The sequence below is a fragment of the Paraflavitalea soli genome, from assembly GCF_003555545.1.
In the GTDB taxonomy this organism is placed as follows: Bacteria; Bacteroidota; Bacteroidia; order Chitinophagales; family Chitinophagaceae; genus Paraflavitalea; species Paraflavitalea soli.
This window is the reverse complement of sequence record NZ_CP032157.1, coordinates 4992738-5012193: the sequence shown is the minus strand read 5'-3', so window position 1 is coordinate 5012193 and position 19456 is coordinate 4992738. Positions and strand designations below refer to the sequence as shown.

Annotated in this window: 15 protein-coding genes; 12 read left to right on the top strand and 3 right to left on the bottom strand. The window is 47.8% G+C overall.

Translation table 11 applies throughout. The annotated features are described in order from the left end of the window. Positions 1 to 6 precede the first annotated feature (6 nt). The 9 genes from D3H65_RS18770 (at position 7) to D3H65_RS18730 (ending at position 11809) form a co-directional block, all read left to right on the top strand. Positions 7 to 1551: a RagB/SusD family nutrient uptake outer membrane protein gene (locus D3H65_RS18770; protein WP_119051778.1), complete on the top strand. Its 1545-nt coding sequence runs from the start codon at positions 7 to 9 to the stop codon at positions 1549 to 1551. A 17-nt stretch (positions 1552 to 1568) separates the two neighbouring features. Then, the gene (locus D3H65_RS18765) at positions 1569 to 2435 is read left to right on the top strand and encodes a BT_3044 domain-containing protein (RefSeq protein ID WP_119051777.1); all 867 of its coding nucleotides are present in this window, start codon (positions 1569 to 1571) and stop codon (positions 2433 to 2435) included. A gap of 99 nt (positions 2436 to 2534) precedes the next feature. Further along, complete coding sequence (locus D3H65_RS18760) at positions 2535 to 2741, top strand: DUF4136 domain-containing protein (RefSeq protein ID WP_119051776.1); 207 nt, start codon at positions 2535 to 2537, stop codon at positions 2739 to 2741. A 443-nt stretch (positions 2742 to 3184) separates the two neighbouring features. Further along, positions 3185 to 5140: a sialate O-acetylesterase gene (locus tag D3H65_RS18755; protein WP_119051775.1), complete on the top strand. Its 1956-nt coding sequence runs from the start codon at positions 3185 to 3187 to the stop codon at positions 5138 to 5140. Between the two features lie 145 nt (positions 5141 to 5285). After that, the gene (locus D3H65_RS18750) at positions 5286 to 6842 is read left to right on the top strand and encodes a S10 family peptidase (protein ID WP_119051774.1); all 1557 of its coding nucleotides are present in this window, start codon (positions 5286 to 5288) and stop codon (positions 6840 to 6842) included. 366 nt (positions 6843 to 7208) lie between these two features. Then, positions 7209 to 8654: a Dyp-type peroxidase gene (locus tag D3H65_RS18745; protein WP_119051773.1), complete on the top strand. Its 1446-nt coding sequence runs from the start codon at positions 7209 to 7211 to the stop codon at positions 8652 to 8654. Positions 8655 to 8665: 11 nt separating this feature from the next. Then, the gene (locus tag D3H65_RS18740; protein ID WP_162915713.1) at positions 8666 to 10126 is read left to right on the top strand and encodes a hypothetical protein; all 1461 of its coding nucleotides are present in this window, start codon (positions 8666 to 8668) and stop codon (positions 10124 to 10126) included. Positions 10127 to 10184: 58 nt separating this feature from the next. Continuing rightward, the gene (locus D3H65_RS18735) at positions 10185 to 10571 is read left to right on the top strand and encodes a hypothetical protein (protein WP_119051771.1); all 387 of its coding nucleotides are present in this window, start codon (positions 10185 to 10187) and stop codon (positions 10569 to 10571) included. 311 nt (positions 10572 to 10882) lie between these two features. Continuing rightward, positions 10883 to 11809 carry an AraC family transcriptional regulator gene (locus D3H65_RS18730; protein ID WP_119051770.1) on the top strand — a complete coding sequence of 309 codons (927 nt, stop codon included), beginning with the start codon at positions 10883 to 10885 and terminating at the stop codon, positions 11807 to 11809. Positions 11810 to 11975: 166 nt separating this feature from the next. On the opposite strand, the gene D3H65_RS18725 is transcribed toward D3H65_RS18730, so the two are convergent. Further along, positions 11976 to 13160 carry a DUF3738 domain-containing protein gene (locus D3H65_RS18725; protein WP_119051769.1) on the bottom strand — a complete coding sequence of 395 codons (1185 nt, stop codon included), beginning with the start codon at positions 13158 to 13160 and terminating at the stop codon, positions 11976 to 11978. A gap of 127 nt (positions 13161 to 13287) precedes the next feature. Between D3H65_RS18725 and D3H65_RS18720 the strand changes: the two genes are divergently transcribed. Both D3H65_RS18720 and D3H65_RS18715 read left to right on the top strand, forming a co-directional pair. Further along, the gene (locus D3H65_RS18720; RefSeq protein ID WP_119051768.1) at positions 13288 to 14787 is read left to right on the top strand and encodes a sensor histidine kinase; all 1500 of its coding nucleotides are present in this window, start codon (positions 13288 to 13290) and stop codon (positions 14785 to 14787) included. Continuing rightward, positions 14784 to 15485 (top strand): response regulator transcription factor, encoded by a 702-nt coding sequence (locus tag D3H65_RS18715; RefSeq protein ID WP_119051767.1) that lies wholly within the window; start codon positions 14784 to 14786, stop codon positions 15483 to 15485. Before D3H65_RS18720 ends, D3H65_RS18715 begins: the two co-directional genes overlap by 4 nt. Positions 15486 to 15548: 63 nt before the next feature. On the opposite strand, the gene D3H65_RS18710 is transcribed toward D3H65_RS18715, so the two are convergent. After that, positions 15549 to 16166, bottom strand: coding sequence for a response regulator (locus D3H65_RS18710; RefSeq protein ID WP_119051766.1), 618 nt, complete (start codon positions 16164 to 16166; stop codon positions 15549 to 15551). After that, positions 16167 to 18086 (bottom strand): tetratricopeptide repeat-containing sensor histidine kinase, encoded by a 1920-nt coding sequence (locus tag D3H65_RS18705; protein ID WP_162915712.1) that lies wholly within the window; start codon positions 18084 to 18086, stop codon positions 16167 to 16169. 199 nt (positions 18087 to 18285) lie between these two features. On the opposite strand from D3H65_RS18705, the gene D3H65_RS18700 reads away from it, so the two are divergent. Continuing rightward, positions 18286 to 19326, top strand: a complete 1041-nt coding sequence (locus D3H65_RS18700) for a right-handed parallel beta-helix repeat-containing protein (RefSeq protein ID WP_119051764.1) — start codon at positions 18286 to 18288, stop codon at positions 19324 to 19326. The last annotated feature ends 130 nt before the right edge of the window (positions 19327 to 19456 follow it).

Genomic DNA, 19456 nt, shown 5'->3' with positions numbered 1-19456 from the left:
ACAGTAATGAAAAATACCATCAATAAATATATCACTTGCCTTTTCTCCCGTTTGGAGCAAATGCCCCGCAGCTCGCAGTCCCTGTCCCGACACAGCATTAGCGGAGTCGGGATCGTAGCTCACAGCTTGCTGCTGGTCCTTCTGTTCTCGGCTTGCGCTAAACAGATCGAAATTAAACCCGAGTACCAGTTGGATGGCAGCAGCCCATTGGCCACCATTACAGAAGCGGATAATGTATTGACCGGTGCTTATGACGCTTTCCAATCCGGCGATTATTATTCTTCAGCTGGCATTGGCCCTTTCTCCATCGCCCCCGATATCTCAAGCGATGACCTCATTGAAACCCACGAATCCCTGGGAAATGAGCAGGCCACTGCCGAATGGACCTATATCCCTACCGATAATACCGTAAGAACACCCTGGCTCGGCGCCTATGGCATTATTTCAGGTGTTAACATCATCCTGCGGGATATTGATAATATTGCTTCCCAGGATCCCAAAGCTGCACGACGTATCAAAGGACAGGCACTCGCTATCCGCGCCCATGTTCATTTTGATCTCCTGCGCCTGTATGGCGAGTCACTGGATGGTAATTCCACCGCCAAAGGTGTTCCGTATGTGACCACTTTCGATGTGAATGCAAAACCCGGTCGTAATACCGTAAAAGAATCCTACGATAAGATCCTGGCCGATCTGTCAGAAGCGGCTACTCAGCTCTCAGGCGAATTGGACAAACCTATTAATACAGCTACTGATAAATCACGGGTTGACTGGCTGGTGGTAAAAGCCATGCAGGCACGCGTATATCTCTATGCAGGCCAATGGCAGGCTGCCGCCGATGCAGCTACCGCAGTGATTAGTCGCAAAGCATTAAGTACTATTGATGAGTTTCCCGCTATCTGGAATGATGAGTCGGTCGCTGAAGTGTTGTGGTCCGTTAGCTTTGAAAGTGTTGGCGATGGTGCAGTCTATGATAATGTATACTTTGCCCGTGGCAACCGCAGCGCCTATCGCCCGGCACAGGGTTTAACCACTTTGTACGACCAAAGCAACGACGTGCGGTATGGTGCTTATATGGCTACAGTGGGTGATCTGAATGGTACTCCCCATTCACCGCGCCTGATTGTTGTTAAGCATTTGGGAAAAGGGAATAAAACAGATGGCGTAGTAAATTGGAAAGCCTACCGCGTGGCCGAATTGTACCTGATAAGGGCCGAAGCCAATTTCAAACTTACCAAAGAATCCAATGCATTGAGCGATCTGAATACTTTAAGGGAAAATCGCATCGATGGCTTCACGCCCGGCGCAGAAACCGGTACTGCTTTGTGGAATGCTATCCTTACCGAAAGAAGAAAAGAACTGGCTTTTGAAGGAACCCGCTTCTTTGATTTCAAAAGGTGGAACAAAACAGCCATTAACCGCTGTGCTTCCAATACCGATAGCCCTAGTACCATTTGCTCTTTGGCGTCCAACAACAAGGGTTGGGCATGGCCCATACCCTTCAACGAAACCAATGTAAATCCCAACCTGAAGCAAAACGAAGGGTATTAAACGCAAATTAAACCAAGATGAAAAAGATAACCATTTTCTATAGTTTTCTCCTTGTATTACTCGGTACATCCTGCATCAAGGAAGCATATAAAATTGATTTTGACGACAATACCAGGCGGATCATTACCGAGTTTACAGATGCAAAGAATGAGGTCAATACTTTGGCATTGGATTATAAGGACCAGTTCATTGAGACCGATCTTACCGAGTTGCAAATTTTCCGGTCGGACTTTAATTCCGATGTACAGGTAAAAGTTGCTTTGAACAAGGCTGTTGTTGATACCTATAACCAGGCGCATCCTGGTGGTGAGTTTGACATTCCTCCTGCAGGCTCTTTTAACCTTGTAGCTACCGACCTGGTGATCTCACCGGCAACCCGCAAAACCAAGGTACGCATCCGGATCAAACCTTCCGCCATCACCGGTGGTGCGTATGCCATTGGCTTATCCATTGCACAGGTAAGCCAGGGAGAGATCAGCCCTATTTACAAGAACGTCCTGATAGAAGTTAAAGTGAAAAACGATTATGAAGCCTCTTACACAGCATCAGGATTACGGACCGCCTATGGTGGCCCTACAAATGCGGCGCCTGTAACAGGTCTATTCGACATTGAAGGCAGCAAATACCTGTATACCATTGATCTTAACACGGTGGAAGCAGAAGTGGCCGACCTGGGCGCCAGCGCCTGGATGTACCTGGAAATTAATCCCACTACCCACCAGGTCACAGTACTGCCCAGTGCTGGCGGTCCTAGTTTTGCTTCTTTGCAAAACAATGGTCCTTGCACCTATGATCCGGCTACCAAAACCTTTGAATTGAATTATAAATACCTCAATGCCGCCGGTAATTTGCGGGAAATAACCGAAACACTGGTGCTTGAATAATTAACTGGTGTTGCAGTTCGAGGGCAAAAAGGCTGCCACCAGGTCTCATGGCTATACAACCCCGGTTCGCCGGGGTTTTTTCTTAACGTTTTTCTAACCATTCTTTCACAAAACTTTATTGACGGTGAAGCAGCTTTTTGCGTTAATAATAGCACCCTCACCGTCACCATGGTGGATGCCAAAACAGATCATACCATCTGGCAGGGTTGGACCACCGTTGAGGTAGCCAGCCGGAATGTGACGCAGAAAGATATCCAGGCCAGCGTAAGATCCATCTTCAGAAAGTTCGACGTAGTAACAAAATAAACGGATCGGGTCATTAGTGAAAAACCTGGATGCCGGCGCCAACACAGGAACTTACCACCTGTTTGGTTGCCGGCATTCTTATTGATATCAATGACTTACGAATGTTTTAAACTCCTATTTGATGAAAGCTGACGAGGACATATAGAGGACTTCACGAGGAATTATTGAGGACCTGAAGAGGATCTGACCGTAGGATCAGCCGGGGATTACCCCTGGATTATCAATGGATTACCTGCCTTTGAGGTATTCCAGATCGTCCTGCGGCCCCCTCCCCACCAGTGAGCGATCCGGCAATTTGCTCTCCGCTCTTGACCTGCCAACAGTGAGCAAGCTCCAAATCGCGGCAGCAATCCTAAATCCTACATTCTAAATCCATAATCCTCCTTTCTTCACTATTTTAGCCCCTCAAACAGATTTTCCTCATCTCCCAGCCAAACTTCAATATGAAAAGATCCTTCCTTAGCCTTGCCATTCTCGTCCTTGCCCAATTCGTCTATGCCGATGTTACCCTGCCCCGCATATTTGGAGACAATATGGTGCTCCAGCGCAATAAGCCCATTCCCATATGGGGTTGGGCCGGGGCCAACGAAAAGATCACCGTTCAATTTAATAAGCAGGTAAAGACCATCAAGGCCGATAAGACCGGTCAGTGGAAACTCACCCTCGATCCCGAGCAGGCAGGCGGCCCCTGGCAGCTGACCGTAAAAGGGAAGAACAACCTTACCATCAACAACATCCTCGTGGGAGAAGTGTGGATCTGCTCTGGTCAGTCCAATATGGAATGGATCGTCAATAACACCAACAACAAAGACGAAGAGATCAGAAATGCCAGCTTCCCCCATATACGTCATTTTAAAGTGCCCATTAAGACCGCTACCACACCACAGAAAGACATTGCAGGCGGCGAATGGAAAGTATGCAGCCCCCAAACCGTAGGCGACTTTACAGCCGTAGGTTATTTCTTCGCCCGCGACCTTTACCAGCAATTAAATGTACCGATAGGGCTCATCAACACTACCTGGGGAGGCACCATGGTAGAGACCTGGACCAGCAAAGAAGCCTTTGAGGCCAGTGAGGAGTTTAAAACATTGTTTGGAAATACCCCCATTGCCAACCTCGAAGCAGCCTTGAAACAACGGGCGCAGCAATTGGTGCAGAAGATAGAAGCCCAACAAGGTTCCCTCAAATCCATTACTGAAACTGACAGTTGGAAGAACGCCACCTTCAATGATGACAACTGGGCCCACATGAAACTCCCCAATGCCTGGGAAACCCAGGGTTATGATGATATGGATGGAGTGGCCTGGTTTCGCAAGACCATTGTGCTCAATGAAGCGCAGGCAGGAAAAACCGCTACCCTCCAGCTGGCGCAAATTGATGATATAGACGAAACCTGGGTCAATGGCACCAAAGTAGGTGGTGTTGCCCAATGGGATGCTCCCCGCAGCTATACTATACCCGCAGGCGTTCTGAAAGCTGGCAAAAATGTGATCGCCATCCGTGTCACCGACAACGGCGGCGGAGGCGGTGTGCATGGTGATCCGGCTGCTATGAAACTTACCATTGATAATGCTTCCCAGTCATTGGCGGGCGATTGGTTATTCAGGGTCGAATCCATCCGTATATCCGATGCTATCGGCCCCAATAGCTATCCTGCTTTGCTGTTCAATAGCATGATCAATCCCCTGATCCCTTACGCTATAGAGGGAGCGATCTGGTACCAGGGTGAGGCCAATGCAGGCCGTGCTTACCAATACCGCAAAGCTTTCCCCCTCATGATTACCGATTGGAGAAAACGTTGGAACCAGGGCGATTTCCCCTTTTATTTTGTACAACTCGCCAGCTTCAGTGCCGCCGATGGTAATACACAGAAAGGAAGCACCTGGGCCGAATTGCGCGAAGCACAAACCAATACCTTGTCATTGCCCAATACAGGCATGGCCGTAACCATTGATATCGGTGAGTCAAAAGACATCCACCCCCGCAATAAACAGGATGTGGGAAAGCGGCTGGCAGCCATTGCCCTCAATAACCTCTACCAAAAGAGCGGCGAGTATAGCGGTCCTTTATACCAGGGTATGAAAACAGTGGGCAATAAAATTGAATTGTCATTTACCCATGCCGCTAATGGGTTCGCAGCGAAAGATAAATATGGTTACATCAAAGGATTTGAAATTGCAGGCGCCGATCACAAATTCTATTTCGCACAGGTGCAGGTAACCGGCGATAAATTGATTGTCTACAGCGACAAAGTACCGGCACCCCTGGCTGTTCGTTATGCCTGGGCCGATGATATGCCCGAAGCCAACCTGTACAATAAAGAAGGTTTTCCGGCAGTTCCATTCCGCACCGATAACTGGAAAGGCATTACCGACGAGGTGAAATATGAAGTAAAGTAACCACTTGCTTTGCCAGAACAGGGCTGCCCTGATTGCCTGTTAACACCAAATTATCCGGTTCTTAACAAGAATGAACCAATAATCATTAATCAGTAATGAATATTTCTTTCTAATTCTATATTGAGTCCCTAAACAGTTCCATGTTATGAGAAAAATACTGCTATCCGCATTCCTGTTATCGGTTGTTGCTGCCTCCTTTGCGCAGCAAAGACAAGGTGGTCCCCCAAGGCCATCCGCAGCCGCCCCTGCTCCCCCCGTCGTAAAAGAAGAGAAGCAGGCGCCTTCCAAGCCCCTCATCGATCCCGATGCGTCTGTGGTGACTAATCATGAAGTGACCATTAAAGGTCAGCGCATACCTTACAAAGCAACAGCAGGCACCCTGCCCGTGTGGGATGAGGAAGGAAAGCCGATCGCAGGATTGTTCTATACCTATTACGAAAGAACAGACATTAAAGACAAAGCACCACGCCCCCTCGTTATATCTTTCAATGGTGGTCCCGGTTCAGCATCAGTTTGGATGCACATTGCCTACACAGGTCCCGTGTTATTGAATATCGATGATGAAGGGTATCCTGTGCAGCCTTATGGCATCAAAGAAAATCCGTACTCTATCCTCGATGTGGCCGATATCGTGTATGTAGATCCTGTAAATACCGGCTTTTCACGACCCATGAACAAAGATATACCCGGCTCCAAATTCTTTGGTGTACGCGCTGATATCAAATACCTCGCCGATTGGATCGGTACTTTTGTTACCCGGCAAAACCGTTGGGCTTCTCCCAAATACCTGATCGGTGAAAGCTATGGCACTACCCGTGTATCAGGTCTTGCCCTTGAATTGCAGAATGCACAATGGATGTACCTCAATGGGGTGGTGCTCGTTTCGCCTACTGAATTGGGTATTGAAAGAAGCGGTCCCGTAGAAGCTGCTTTACACCTGCCGTATTTTGCAGCCACTGCCTGGTACCACAAAGCATTGCCTGCCGAGCTGCAACAGAAAGACCTTACCGCCATGTTGCCCGAGGTGGAAGACTTTACCGTTAATGAACTCATTCCTGCCATTGCCAAAGGAGGTTACCTGCCCGAAGCAAAAAGAAAAGAGATCGCCGGTAAAATGGCGCGCTATTCAGGCTTATCAGAGAAAGTGATATTGCAACACAACCTCGATGTGCCTACCAATTTCTTCTGGAAGGAATTGTTGCGTGATAAAGGATATACAGTGGGCAGACTTGATTCCCGTTACAAAGGTATCGACAGGCAGGACGCCGGTGATGGTCCCGATTTTAATGCCGAGCTTACTTCCTGGCTCCATTCATTTACTCCGCCCATCAACATGTACCTGCGCAATGACCTGAATTATAAGACCGACCTCCGCTACAATATGTTTGGTCCCGTGCATCCCTGGGATCGCAGTGGTGATCAGACCGGTGAAAACCTGCGCCAGGCCATGGCCCAGAATCCTTACCTCCATGTATTGGTGCAATCAGGTTATTATGATGGCGCCTGCGATTACTTCAATGCAAAATATGACATGTGGCAAATGGATCCCGGTGGTAAACTCAAAGGCCGCCTCAGTTGGGAAGGTTACCGCAGTGGTCACATGATGTACCTGCGCAAAGAAGACCTCGCCGCCAGCAATGAACACATCCGTGAGTTCATCCGCAAATCATTACCCAAACCCGGCGAACCGGCGAAGTATTAAAGTTTGTCAGGCTGAACTAATATATGTCAGGCTGAGCTTATATATCGGGCTGAGCTTGTCGAAGCCCCTCCTGAATAAATTCCTTACAGCGTCTCCCACAGCGGAGACGCTGTTGTTTTAATTCTCTTCCCTTCGAAGCAACAGCCACTCACCGCTCGCGGCTTTTGTATTCCCTCGTTGCCTCTTTGCCTTGTTGCCTCGTTGCCTCGCTGCCTTGTTGCCTTCTCTCGCCCCCGCCCTTTCACCCCTAACCTCCCGGTGAAATAACGCCTGCCAAAACAGTTCTTATACCCTTGATGCCCCCCTGCCACCTGGTGATATTTGTGCCGGCAATACACCAAAACAACTCATCAAAATGCACCAGTCATGAAACTGATTGATCCCATGGATTTTTCAAATGACCCGTTACTGTCAAACATACAAGGCAATATCCTGAAAGGTCATGGCAGGGATTACACCACACACATCTTCTTACAATTCCAGAAAGGGAAGGAGAAGACCGCCAGCGCCTGGATTGGCATTTACCTGGCAGAGAAAGTTACCAGTTTTAAAAAACAACTTTGGGAAAGAGAACGATTCAAAAGGAACCGCGTGCCTGGAGGCATCTTTACAGGGCTTTTTCTTACCGCCGCAGGGTATGCGTATTTAGGAATGCCAGAGGTAGACACAAAGCTCGATGACAAAGCTTTTCTGGACGGCATGAAAAAGAGATTACCCATTACCTGCGATCCCGACCCTAAGGATTGGGAACAGGGTTTTCGGAAAGAGGCCCATGCTATGATCTTATTGGCCGACGATAATGTGGCCCGCATGGAACTGGCCGCCCGGGAGATCGTAGAATTATCCGAAGGTTTTGCCACCGTGGTGGCCGTGGAATATGGTAATGTAATAAGGAATGAAAACGGCGATGGTATTGAGCATTTTGGGTATGTAGATGGTATTAGCCAGCCTCTTTTCCTAAAAGATGAAGTAGACGAATGGATGAAGTTTCACAATGCCGATCCCAAAGCCCCTAAAGACCATCCTTCAAGCCCTAAGTTTGATCCCACTGCCGATACCGACCTGGTGCTGGTAAAAGATCCCTACACAGACGAACCCGATTCATTTGGCAGCTATTTTGTTTTCAGAAAATTGGAGCAGAACGTAAAAGGCTTTAAGGAAGCCGAAGAGGACCTGGAGCTTGGCGAATTGGGAGGCGCTTACCTGGTGGGGCGTTTTGAAGATGGCTCGCCGGTAGTCCTTACCGATGATGAAGGCCTCATAGGAGCGGGCAATTACAACAACTTCAATTATGGAAATACACCGCAGGCTGTAGTAGCCTCGGCCAGCCGCTGCCCTTATTTTGCCCATATACGTAAAACCAATCCCAGGGATAATAAGATACCTGACGGCAAGCGCGTGCTGCCTGTTATGGCAAGGCGGGGTATCCCTTTTGGTCAGCGGGATAAGAAAACAGCCATAGCACCGTGTAAAGAAGAATTTCCTGAAAAGGGTGTGGGCCTCCTGTTCATGAGCTACCAGCGAAGCATCGAAGATCAGTTTGAAGTGATACAGCACAATATGGCCAACAACCCTGATTTTCCCAATCCAATTCCCGGCGCTCCTGGTACTGGTGTCGATGCGATCATAGGGCAGCTAAAAGATCAGCATCCGGCCAAACATGAATATCAGTTCCCCGCCCACTATGGCAAACCTGCGTTAACAGCCAGGCTTCCTTTTACCCAGTTCGTGACCATGAAAGGCGGCGAATACTTCTTCACCCCCAGCATCCCTTTCCTCAGATCATTGAAACCCTCATCAGCTAACCATTAAATAAATACACCATGCTAAACCGCATTACTTTATTGACAATAGGCCTGGCAATGGCGACTTGCTCCCTGGCACAACCGGCCAGGAGAACACTCGACTGGAAAGATTTTACCAAAAGCATATCCGAAACCATCATTGCCAGGCCCGTAAGGACAGGTGAGTTTACCATCTTCGAAATTACCAACATCAATAAGTTTCTGTACAAAGTAGAAATGCAGGGTAAAGTATTTGAATTACAAACGCCGATCCCTACAGAACTGCAAACCCTGTTCAGGCTCAATCCTACCGAGCTGGCCAATACCGCCAATAGCAAGAAAGCGGAAGAAGCGGTAGGTAAGATATCCGAACAAGTACCTGTTATGAAAAAAATTGCAGAGTCACCAGCTGCCAAAACCGATATTGCTAAAACTCCTGCAGAGAATGAATCTGCCGAAGAGTTTCAGAAAAGCCTCGATCTGGTAGTCACCAAATGCCTGAAATACCTCGATAAATCAACATTGGTGGCTGGATACATATTCGATCTGAGGAAAGTGAGGAATGAGTTCATATCAATTGCCCAAATGGATTTACCCTATGCCGATATACAATCGAAAACAGAAGTGGCCGCCGCAAAGATCCCGGCCGTCGACATCAAAAGCCAGTACTTCGAACTAAAGAAGCTGTACCATGAAGTGGAAACCCTGTACCGCGATGCGTCTGCAAAAGCTGAAGATGCCAATGCAACAGCCAAACAGAAAAAACAGATTGAAGAAGCATTGGAGGAGATCGAAAAAGCCGATGAACTGATCGATGAAGAAGGATTATTAGGTCTGCTGGATGAGGTTAGCTTCCTGAACGATGAACTGCGCAACAAGAAGAATTTCCTGGCAGTGGCTCCGCCTGTTCAGATGGATGGGGATTATGTGGCCTACCAGGTAACCATCACGCCCACCTATACAAAAACTGTAGGGGCCCATAAGAATCCCATCAACTTCAAATTCGATATTCCCGCCAAAGGGGGCTTTAAGGCCGATTTCAGCGTAGGCCCCGTAGTATCATTTGGAAGTAATGCCAAAGACGAAACCTATTTCTTAAAAGAAATACCCGGCCAGGATTCCGTGAGCCTCCACAAGCAGGATAATAACAACGCCATCAGTCCGGGTATCGCTGCTATGATGCATTTCTATCCCCGCACCGGAAAGGATTGGGCCTTAGGCCCCATGTGTGGCGTAGGCGCAGGATTCCAGTCTGTAAGCGATGTGAACTTTAGCCTTTTCTTAGGCGCTTCCCTGATCCTGGGCAAACGCCAGAAGATTATCGTTAGCACAGGCGCCAGCTGGCTGCGGGTCGAAAGACTGAAATCACCCGAATTTAAAGACGGCAGTAAATATGCTGTTTCAAAAATTACTGTTGGTGATGTTACAGAGAAAGTGTTCAAGCCATCCGGTTTCATCTCCATTTCTTATAATCTTACCAACCGGGTCGACATTAATTAAAAAAACCGGCATAGATAATTAACCCTTACCAGCTATTAACCTTAAAAAAACAGTAGTAATGAAAAAGTACACAATCTTCTTATTAATTGCCCTGACAACCTGCTGTGCAACCTCCTTTGCTCAAACCATCGTGGTGACCGAATTAAAAAGACCCATAGAATCCGCCAGTGAGGTCAAATTCGATGCCAGCGAGATCACGTTGACCAATGTGAAAATTAACTGTGAAACCCTGCTCATCACTTCAGTAGTTACCAAGATCAACATCATCGGCAGTGTGGAAATAACATGTAAGAAACTGGTGGTTCCCGCTGCCACCAGCGTGGAGATTGTTAAATCAGGTCCTAATGAGGCCACCTTTACTGTGTTGTATGGAGCTTATGCCAATAACACGTTAACACTAAAAGCGGGTGCCGGAGAGGTGCAGATCACCTGTAAGAAAAAATAAAAAAAGAGCGGTCATGCAGAACCGCTCTAAATTCGCCTCGAAACCTGCCTGAAAAAGTTTGTGTTACCTGGGGGCTAGTCCTATCCATGTCTTTACGTCCTGTATACTCCATTACCTGCAAACCCGTGAAACCAACCCGCCTACTGAAGTATATTATTGATAGAGGCTATTTTACACTTAAATAATTAACCTAATTTCGTTAATAGTAGGGCCAAATAGGTGCATTTTTGTACTTATTTGTAGCACAATTGTACCCTTTGTTTCCGTTTTTGGGAGAAGAAAACTAACTTCAGAAAGCCAAAATAGTAACCATGCCTGTTAAAAACTACATCCATCAGATTGAGCTTACGCCGCCTGAACAACTGGATACCCTCGTTGAGAACAGGCGTGTATTTAATCTGCAGAATTGTGAGTTCAACGTATTCGAAAGCTACCAACAGGCATACAGGGTGCCACTCCGTTTCAACGACCTCGTGATCAGCAGCATGGTACGGGGAAAAAAAGTAGTCCGCATCTTTGATGATCCCGCTTTCGAATACCTGCCCGGAGAAACGGCGATCGTTCCCGCCAATGAGCCCATGTTCATTGATTTTCCCGAAGCCCGGTTCTCCGATCCTACCCAATGCGTTGCTCTCACCGTCGATTCCTCTTATGTGGACCAGATACTTCGCTACCTCAATGAGTATTATAATTGCGATAAATATGAATCGAATGAATGGACCTTGCGGTTCAACCAATACCATTTTACCAACGACAATGAAATATCCGGTATCATCAACAAACTGATCCGGATCTGCAGCAGTGGCGACAAGACCAAGAACATATTTGCCGACCTGAGCCTGAAGGAACTCTTCATCCGGCTCATGCAAAGCCAGCGCCTTACCCAGGCAACCCTTGAAAGCGCAAACAGTACCAACAGTAACCGTATGCAATATGTGCTTCACTACATCCAGGAGCACCTGCTGGAAAAAATCGCCATTGATGAGCTTAGCCGCAAGGCCTACCTCAGCCGCAATATGTTCTTCAAATGGTTCAAAGAACAATTTGGCATCACCCCCCTGGAATACATCACCCGCGAACGCATCCGCCTTGCCCGCCAGCTATTGGCCGATAAACAGAACTCCGTCACCAGCGTAAGCCAGCAATGTGGCTTTACCGATGTTAATTACTTTATCAGGGCATTCAAAAAAGCCGAAGGCATCACCCCTAAAAACTGGCAATCCACCATCACCGACTAAGGAAACGAATGTCAGCCTGTCGAAGCCTCTAACCCCGAAGCGGTTAATGCTGTGCAAATCCGCATAAGAAGAAGCACTTAATAATAAAACGACCAGGAACAGGAATATCCTACTCATCCGGTTTATTGTTAAGATTGTTAATAGTAGAATACAGAAAGAAAGAGATCTACCGGTAAATGATCAGGGCATCCAATGCCCGGTTAGTCTTCTCCACCGTCAACCCCAGCTTTTTCAGCGCAGCCAGCATATCTTCTGTCGTGCGCATCACATTCTCTGTGGTGATATCATATTTACCTGTCAACCCCGTTTCGTCTATTACAGGAAGCTGGAGTTCATTGGCTACATAATCAATAAAGGGTTTCAATGCAATACCGGTACCTTTAAACCCGCGACCACTAAAACTGGATTCACTGGTGGTAGCGGAAGACTCCTGCCAGGCGGCATCCGGTAATCTGCGCAATACATATACCGGCATTTCCTTTTTTTCGAGGCGATACTTTACCGGCAATAGCTTGCTCAACACCTGCTCCATAATGATATAGAGACTATCTTTCTGCTCCGGCTTTACCAGCAGGTCAAAACAAAAAAGCGAATTCTTATCTTCCCAGTCACAAACACTTTTTTTCGGCACTTCATACAATACCTGGTTATAGGATACCTTGTAAATATCCATTAGGATATTGCTGGGACACACATTCATATAAGTGCGCCGCCGCCCTTCAAAAGCGGTTTTAAGATAGGTCTTCGACATGCTGCCCACCCCCTTCCGGTAGCCGCTCCAGGTAAGCTGATAACCCAATGAACTGTCTATTGCAAAAGGATCAGCCTCCACATCCATCTTATTGCCCGTCTCTGCCGATGAACGTATTTTCTCCTTACGGATAAGTTGATCGATCAGTTGTTGGTTGATCGAGTCCGTACGCACCAGCGCCACAATGCGATGCTGTTGATCCAGTATCGCCGATTGCCCTACATAGTTAAAGCCAAACTGGCTATACAGCCAGGAAGCCGTGTCCGACACCAGCCATATGCCCGATGGCTTCCGTTGCAGGTATTTTTGTAGCCTGTCGGGCGTTTCATTTGAAATGGCAATTACCTGTATCCGGGCACTATTGCTGGCTTGCAGTTTGGCCAGGCTATCCATCTCAGGCAGGCAGGGGCTGCACCAGGTACCCCAGAAATTCAGGATCGTGAATTTGGAGGTGCTTTTACGCGCCTCCAACTCCTTCACCGGCGCATTGATGATATTACGAATGATCATGTCGGGAAACAGATCACCCGTTTTCAATAGCGGCTGACCATTTGCCTGCAAGCAAACTATGATCATCAAAATAGCAAGGGAGATACGCATATAACAGTGTTTTTGACAAAGCTGCCTAACCTTTGCCAGCAATCAGGTTATCCATTCTGTTAGTCTTTGTTAATTTATGTTAATGGAATGGCCGGTGTTGCCCCGGGTACCCTACATTTGAAGCTTCATGAACCGCAATACCCGCCTCGTTTTTATAGTATGCCTTACTGCAGTGTTCGGAGTGATCGTTTTACAATCACTGTGGATCCGCAATTATTACCAGGTCAACAAAGAACGGTTCGATAAAGAGGTCAACCTGGCTTTTGAGGATGCCATCAAGACAGAGTTCAGATTGCGCTGCGATACCCTGGAAAACCTGATGTGCCAATTCCTGATGGATACCACCCAAATGACCATCACCAGTAAATGGAGCGAAAAGGACAGCACACATGTTTACTATGTGACCAACAAAAAAGACCCAAAGGATAGTTACAACTTTTCTATTAAGCTCCTCAATCTTCCGATAGTTCCCCAAAACGATTCTGTAAAGCAACTGGTGGCCCGCCACTATGCACGTGCTTACCGGGAAGAAGACTTCGACCGGCATGTTATTTACTTCCATACCCAGAACCTCGGCAAGTACATAGGCGCCCGCGCAAAGGAGTTCAGTTTCGATACCCTGCGGCTTCGGCCCATCTATCAGCAATTGCTGGCAGAGCGTGGTATCCGGGAGTCCTTTGTGTTTTATATGCGCGATGAGGATAGTACCGTAAACAGGAGCAGGTTTCCTGATAGCCTGCTAAGCAGGTATTCCCTCATCACCAAATCTTTTCCTACTTACAAAGTAGAGAAGGGCGGCAATTATATCCGGGCTGCTTTCCCGTCCCACGGCAATTTCCTGTTTGGTAAAATGATAGGGATGATCATTGCCTCTGCCGTATTGCTGGCCCTGGTGGTACTGGCCCTATTATACCTGCTCCGCATCATCAGGCGCGAGAAGAAACTGTCTGCTATTAAGAATGATTTCATCAGCAATATTTCTCATGAACTGAAAACTCCCATCGCCACCGTAGCGGCAGCAGTGGAAGCCCTCGAAGGTTTTGATGCCTTGAAAGACCCCCAACGGACCAAACGTTACCTCCATATCTCCCGCACCGAATTACAAAGACTGGCCGATATGGTCAATAAGATACTGAACATAGCTGCCTACGAACGGCAGGAATTCGAACTGAAACCCGAGCGTGTTAACATAGATGCCATCATAGAGGAGTTGACCAGCCAATATCCATTACCTGCGGCAAAGAATATTTCCTTTCAGTACAATAACCAGGCTGGCACCAGCAGCGTAATGGCCGATCCCCTCCACCTGCACAATGTGATCAGCAACCTCATCGACAATGCCGTGAAATATTCCGGGCCCAATGTGGCCATCGATATAAATTGCTATATCGAAAAGCAACATTTTATTGTCACCGTCAAAGATGATGGTATAGGCATTGCCGCCGGTGACCTGCCCTATATCTTCGATAAATTCTACCGCGTGCCATCTGGCAATATACATAAGGTAAAAGGCCACGGCTTAGGATTGAGTTATGTAAAGCACATTATGGAAAAGCACGGCGGCTGGTGCCTGGCAGAAAGTCGTCCCGGTAAAGGCAGTATCTTTAAAATAGGACTACAGGCATGAAAGGGAAACCCATTACCATCTTATTTGTTGAAGACGAGCTCAACCTGGCCGAGATCGTAAAGGAAAGTCTCGAAAGCCGGGGATTTGAGGTTACCCATCATCCGACAGCCACAGCGGGCCTCGAAGCCTACTATGGACAAAGACCCGATATTCTTATACTGGATGTAATGTTGCCCGATGCCGATGGTTTTGCCCTGGCCCGCCAGATCAGGGCTACTGACATGGATACCCCCGTTATATTCCTTACCTCCAAATCACTGCCGCAGGATGTGGTAACCGGCTTTGAAAGTGGCGGCAATGATTACCTGCGTAAGCCTTTTAGTATGGAAGAACTGGTAGTACGCATCAAAGCCCTTACCAGCAAAAGCCGTACGCTGTTTGCCGAAATGACCGATCCTGATGCGCCCATTGCTATTGGCGCCCAATATTCCTTTCATTATCACCAGGCCCTTTTGAAACATAAGGAGAAGACCGTTTCACTCACCGCCCGCGAAGCCGAGCTCCTGAAACTCTTTTTACTCAACCGCAACCAGGTCATGGACCGTAAGTCCATCCTCCTGCACATCTGGGGTAATGACGATTTCTTTACCGGCCGCAGCCTCGATGTCTTCATTACCCGCCTGCGCAAATACCTCAGCCATGATCCCGAGGTCAGGATCATGAACATCCGCGGCATCGGTTATAAGCTTATCGGATAATAGGGGGTATTGGTCCAAAGGATTCCGGCTAATGTGTTGCGCTCGTAGCTCAAAGCTCGCAGCTTAAATAATGTGCAGTTGCGTAGCAATCCTCACCAGCGAAGCCGTATTCCTGGCGTTGAGTTTACTGAGCAGGCTTTTGCGGTGTGTATCGACCGTCGTGCTGCTGATGAATAGTTTTTCCGCCACTTCATTATTCGTCATCCCTTCCGCGATCAGCGACAATACCTCTTTTTCCCGGCGTGTAAGCACCGGCAGACCAGATTCATCGGGCGAACGGAGCGATCGGGCCGCTTCATGACTGAGGTAGATCTTTCCTTTCACGATCGTAGTAATCGCTTCCACCAACTCCTCACGCGTTACATTTTTCAACACATAGCCGCTGGCCCCGTTGTCCATCATCTTACGGATAAAACTTTGCTGGTTAAAAGTGCTCAGGCCCAGGATAAAGATGCCGGGGTAAAGTTTCTTTATCTCCGCGCAAAGGTCAATGCCGCTTTTATCTGCCAGGTTGATATCCATGAGGATTACATCCGGCCGCTGTTGCAGCAGGTACGACAGGCAGGAATCGACCGACATGGCATGTCCCACCAGCTCCATATTGCTTTCGTTTTGCAACAAGGCGCGGATGCCTTCTATCACCATGTAATGATCGTCTACTATAAATACTTTTATACTCATTTAAACAGGTAGTTCAATTAATACAGAAGTGCCTTTTTGCGGCGTTGATTCAATATCCATTTTTCCATTCAGGTAATCTATCCGGCTGTGGATATTACTCCAGCCAATCCCTTTTGATCTTTGCAGGATCGCCGTATCAAACCCTTTGCCGTCGTCCTCTACCGTGATGGCGATGCCCGTTTCATTTTTGATGATCTGTACCACCGCCGTGGCGGCGCCTGCATGCTTCAATACATTATTCACCAGCTCCTGTACGATGCGGTAAACCGTAATGGCCGTATTGGATTCGATCTCCACATTTTCCAGGCCACTCGATTGGTATTGCAACTTCAGGCTGCCCGATTGGTTAATATCATGGCAGAAATCCCGGAGTGCTGTATCCAATCCAAACTTCACCAGCGCTTCCGGCATCAGGTTATGCGCCACACGCCGCATCTCATTGATCGAACTGTCGAGCATGTCAATGCCCCGCTCAAATGCCTGCAGGTTCTCTGCTGTCATGATCAGATTTCCTTTCATAGTATTAAATGAATATTTGATGCCCGACAGCATGCCTCCTAGTCCATCATGAAGGTCTTTTGCCAGGCGTGTGCGTTCCTGTTCTTCCCCTTTCAATACCGCTTCCGTAGCCGCCAGTTGTTTTTCCGTTTGCAGCTCATTGATCCGCTTTTGCTGCAAAGCCTGTTTCTGCCGGTAGTTGCGATAAGTGAGCAAGGCAATAAAAGACAAAGTAGCAGCCCCGCCGATGAGAATATAGTTGATGATGTTCTTTTGCCGTATCCGGAGATCCTGTACCGTTTTCTCCGCCTCCAGTTGGTGGATGCGGCTTTCTTTCTTTTCAGTCTCGTATTTCTTTTCCAGGTCCGCCGACTGTTTCGAGATCACTTCTTTTACCATGCCTTCCAGCTTGGCATACATCGTATCGTCATACAGCAACCCATGCTCAAGATCTTTTTCAGCATAGCCAATACCCGAGAGTAGCCGGTACAGCGACAGTTCCTCCACCTTGTAGTTCCAGGTTTTGCTGAGCGCCATTGCCTGGTGGGCATATGCTTTGGCAGTGGCCAGTTTGCCTTCCTGCAGGTAAGTGACCGCTATTGTACGTAAGGCCGTTGTTTCACCATCCGTGGATCCTATTTTCCGCGAAAGGTCCAGCGTTTCTTCTGCATATTTACGCGTCAATGCATAATCATGTTGCTTCAGTGCAGCGCCCGCCAGGTTCTGGCGCACGACCATCAGGATACGGTTGTCTTGCAGTTCCTGGCCGATCTTCAGCGCCTCTTCCAGTACTGCCATCGTTTTTTTAGGCTGGTTCCTGTTTTGATAACTGAGCGACACATTGATCAGGTATTTACCAAGGTATTCCTTCATACCCAGTTTGCGCGCCAGCGCCACCGCCTTTTCACCATATACAATAGCCTGGTCATAATTCGTGCGGTTATAATACAGCACCTGCAGCGCATCATCTACCTGCATTTCCAGCTTTTCATTACCCAGCTCATCGATGATCTTACGGCCACGCAGACAGTATTCGATCGCCTTTTCAAAGCTCGACATTTCCCGGTAGCTGATACCAATATTGAACAGTGATATGCCAATGCTCAGCGAATCCTTCATTTTCTCAGCCATCGCCAATGCCTGCTGCTGGTAATACAACGACGAATCATAATTGCCCTGTATAATGAGCGCATTACCATACAGGTATAGGTATTTATACTCACCCGCATCATAATGCAGTTTCCGGCTCAGGAGCCCTGCCTGCCGGAAATATTGTTTGGCTGTCTCTGGCTCGTTATTCTCAGTAGCTTCTCCAATGGCGCAGAGCAGCAATACTTTGGCCGTATCTTCTTTACTTTTCCCCAGTTGTTGGATCAGGCTGTCGCGCTTATTTACCTGCGATAACGTAGGTAAACAGGCCATTGACAGCAGTATAAGTATCGGGTAAATTTTATGCATAAAGAAATATAATACAGGGTGAGGGTTCAACAAATTAACAAACTACCGGCCGTTTGGGGCCTCCCTTTTTTCCATGATTTTTAGCCTCCCGCAAATCTCCTGTTTTTAGGGGATAGGAAGCCGGAACCGGGCAGGATACTTTTACCGCCTAAAATCAAAAGATATGAAATATTTGTCCTTATTGGTCCTTGTATCAGTAATTAGTGTAGCAAGCCAGGCTAAAAGCTGGAGAGTGAACAACAATGTAGGTGTAGTGGCAGACTTTACGTCGCTCGGAGCTGCTATCAACTCTGCTACTGTAGCAAGCGGTGATACCGTGTATGTAGAGCCCAGTGCTACCAAATATGATGCCTCAGGCGCTATTCTTGGTAAGAAACTCGTGGTCATCGGGCCCGGTTATTTCCTCGATCCGGCCAATACCACCACACCCGGTAACCCCGGATTGCAGGTTGTCCCCTACGAAGCCTCAGTACCCTATATCTATGTAACGGCAGGAGGCAAGGACAGCAAGTTCATAGGTATGAACCTGGATGGTGTTTATCTCCGTGCCGCCAGCAACCTGGTATTTGAGCGTTGCCGGTTTACAGGCACCTTGCAGTTTGAGCAGGGAGCAAGTTCCAATATTACTGTGCGGAAATGCTTTTTCAATAGCTCGTTTAACTATGGTGGCGTTTCTACAGCCAGCAACCTGATATGCGAGAACAATATCTTCGCTCCTGGCTGTGTGATGAACTTGCCTATGCTTACCGGTAGCGGCAATATTGTGCGCAACAATACTTTCTACGAAACGCCCAATGGCAGCACCATTGTGAATGCTTATTTTGTTAATAATATAGTAGGTTCCCTGGTCCCGTTCACGCTTACTGATTGCACTATTAAGAATAACCTGTTCAAGTTGAACCAACCCCTGCCTGCTACCGCTACCAACAACCAGGTCAATGTGAACATGCTGGCAGATGTATATATGGGTACCGGCAGTTATGATGGAAAAATGATGCTCAAAGCTACCTCACTGGCCAAAGGTGCCGGCCTTACCGTAGGTTCCGTAGTGAATCCCGATTGTGGCGCCTTTGGTGCTACCGATCCCTATGTACTTTCCGGCATTCCCAACGTGCCCACCATCTATACCTTTACAGCGCCCACTTCCATCCCCTCCGGAAGCGCCACGATGAATGTAACCTTCAGCACACGCAACAACAACTAGTGCTGCGCTCATCGAAAGTGTAGTGACTTACCACCCTCATTCACTATACCATCAATGATAAAGAGATAAAGGATTGGTATGTCCCAACGGGCATGCAGGTAGTGCTATGTACTACCCGGATGCTGTAACA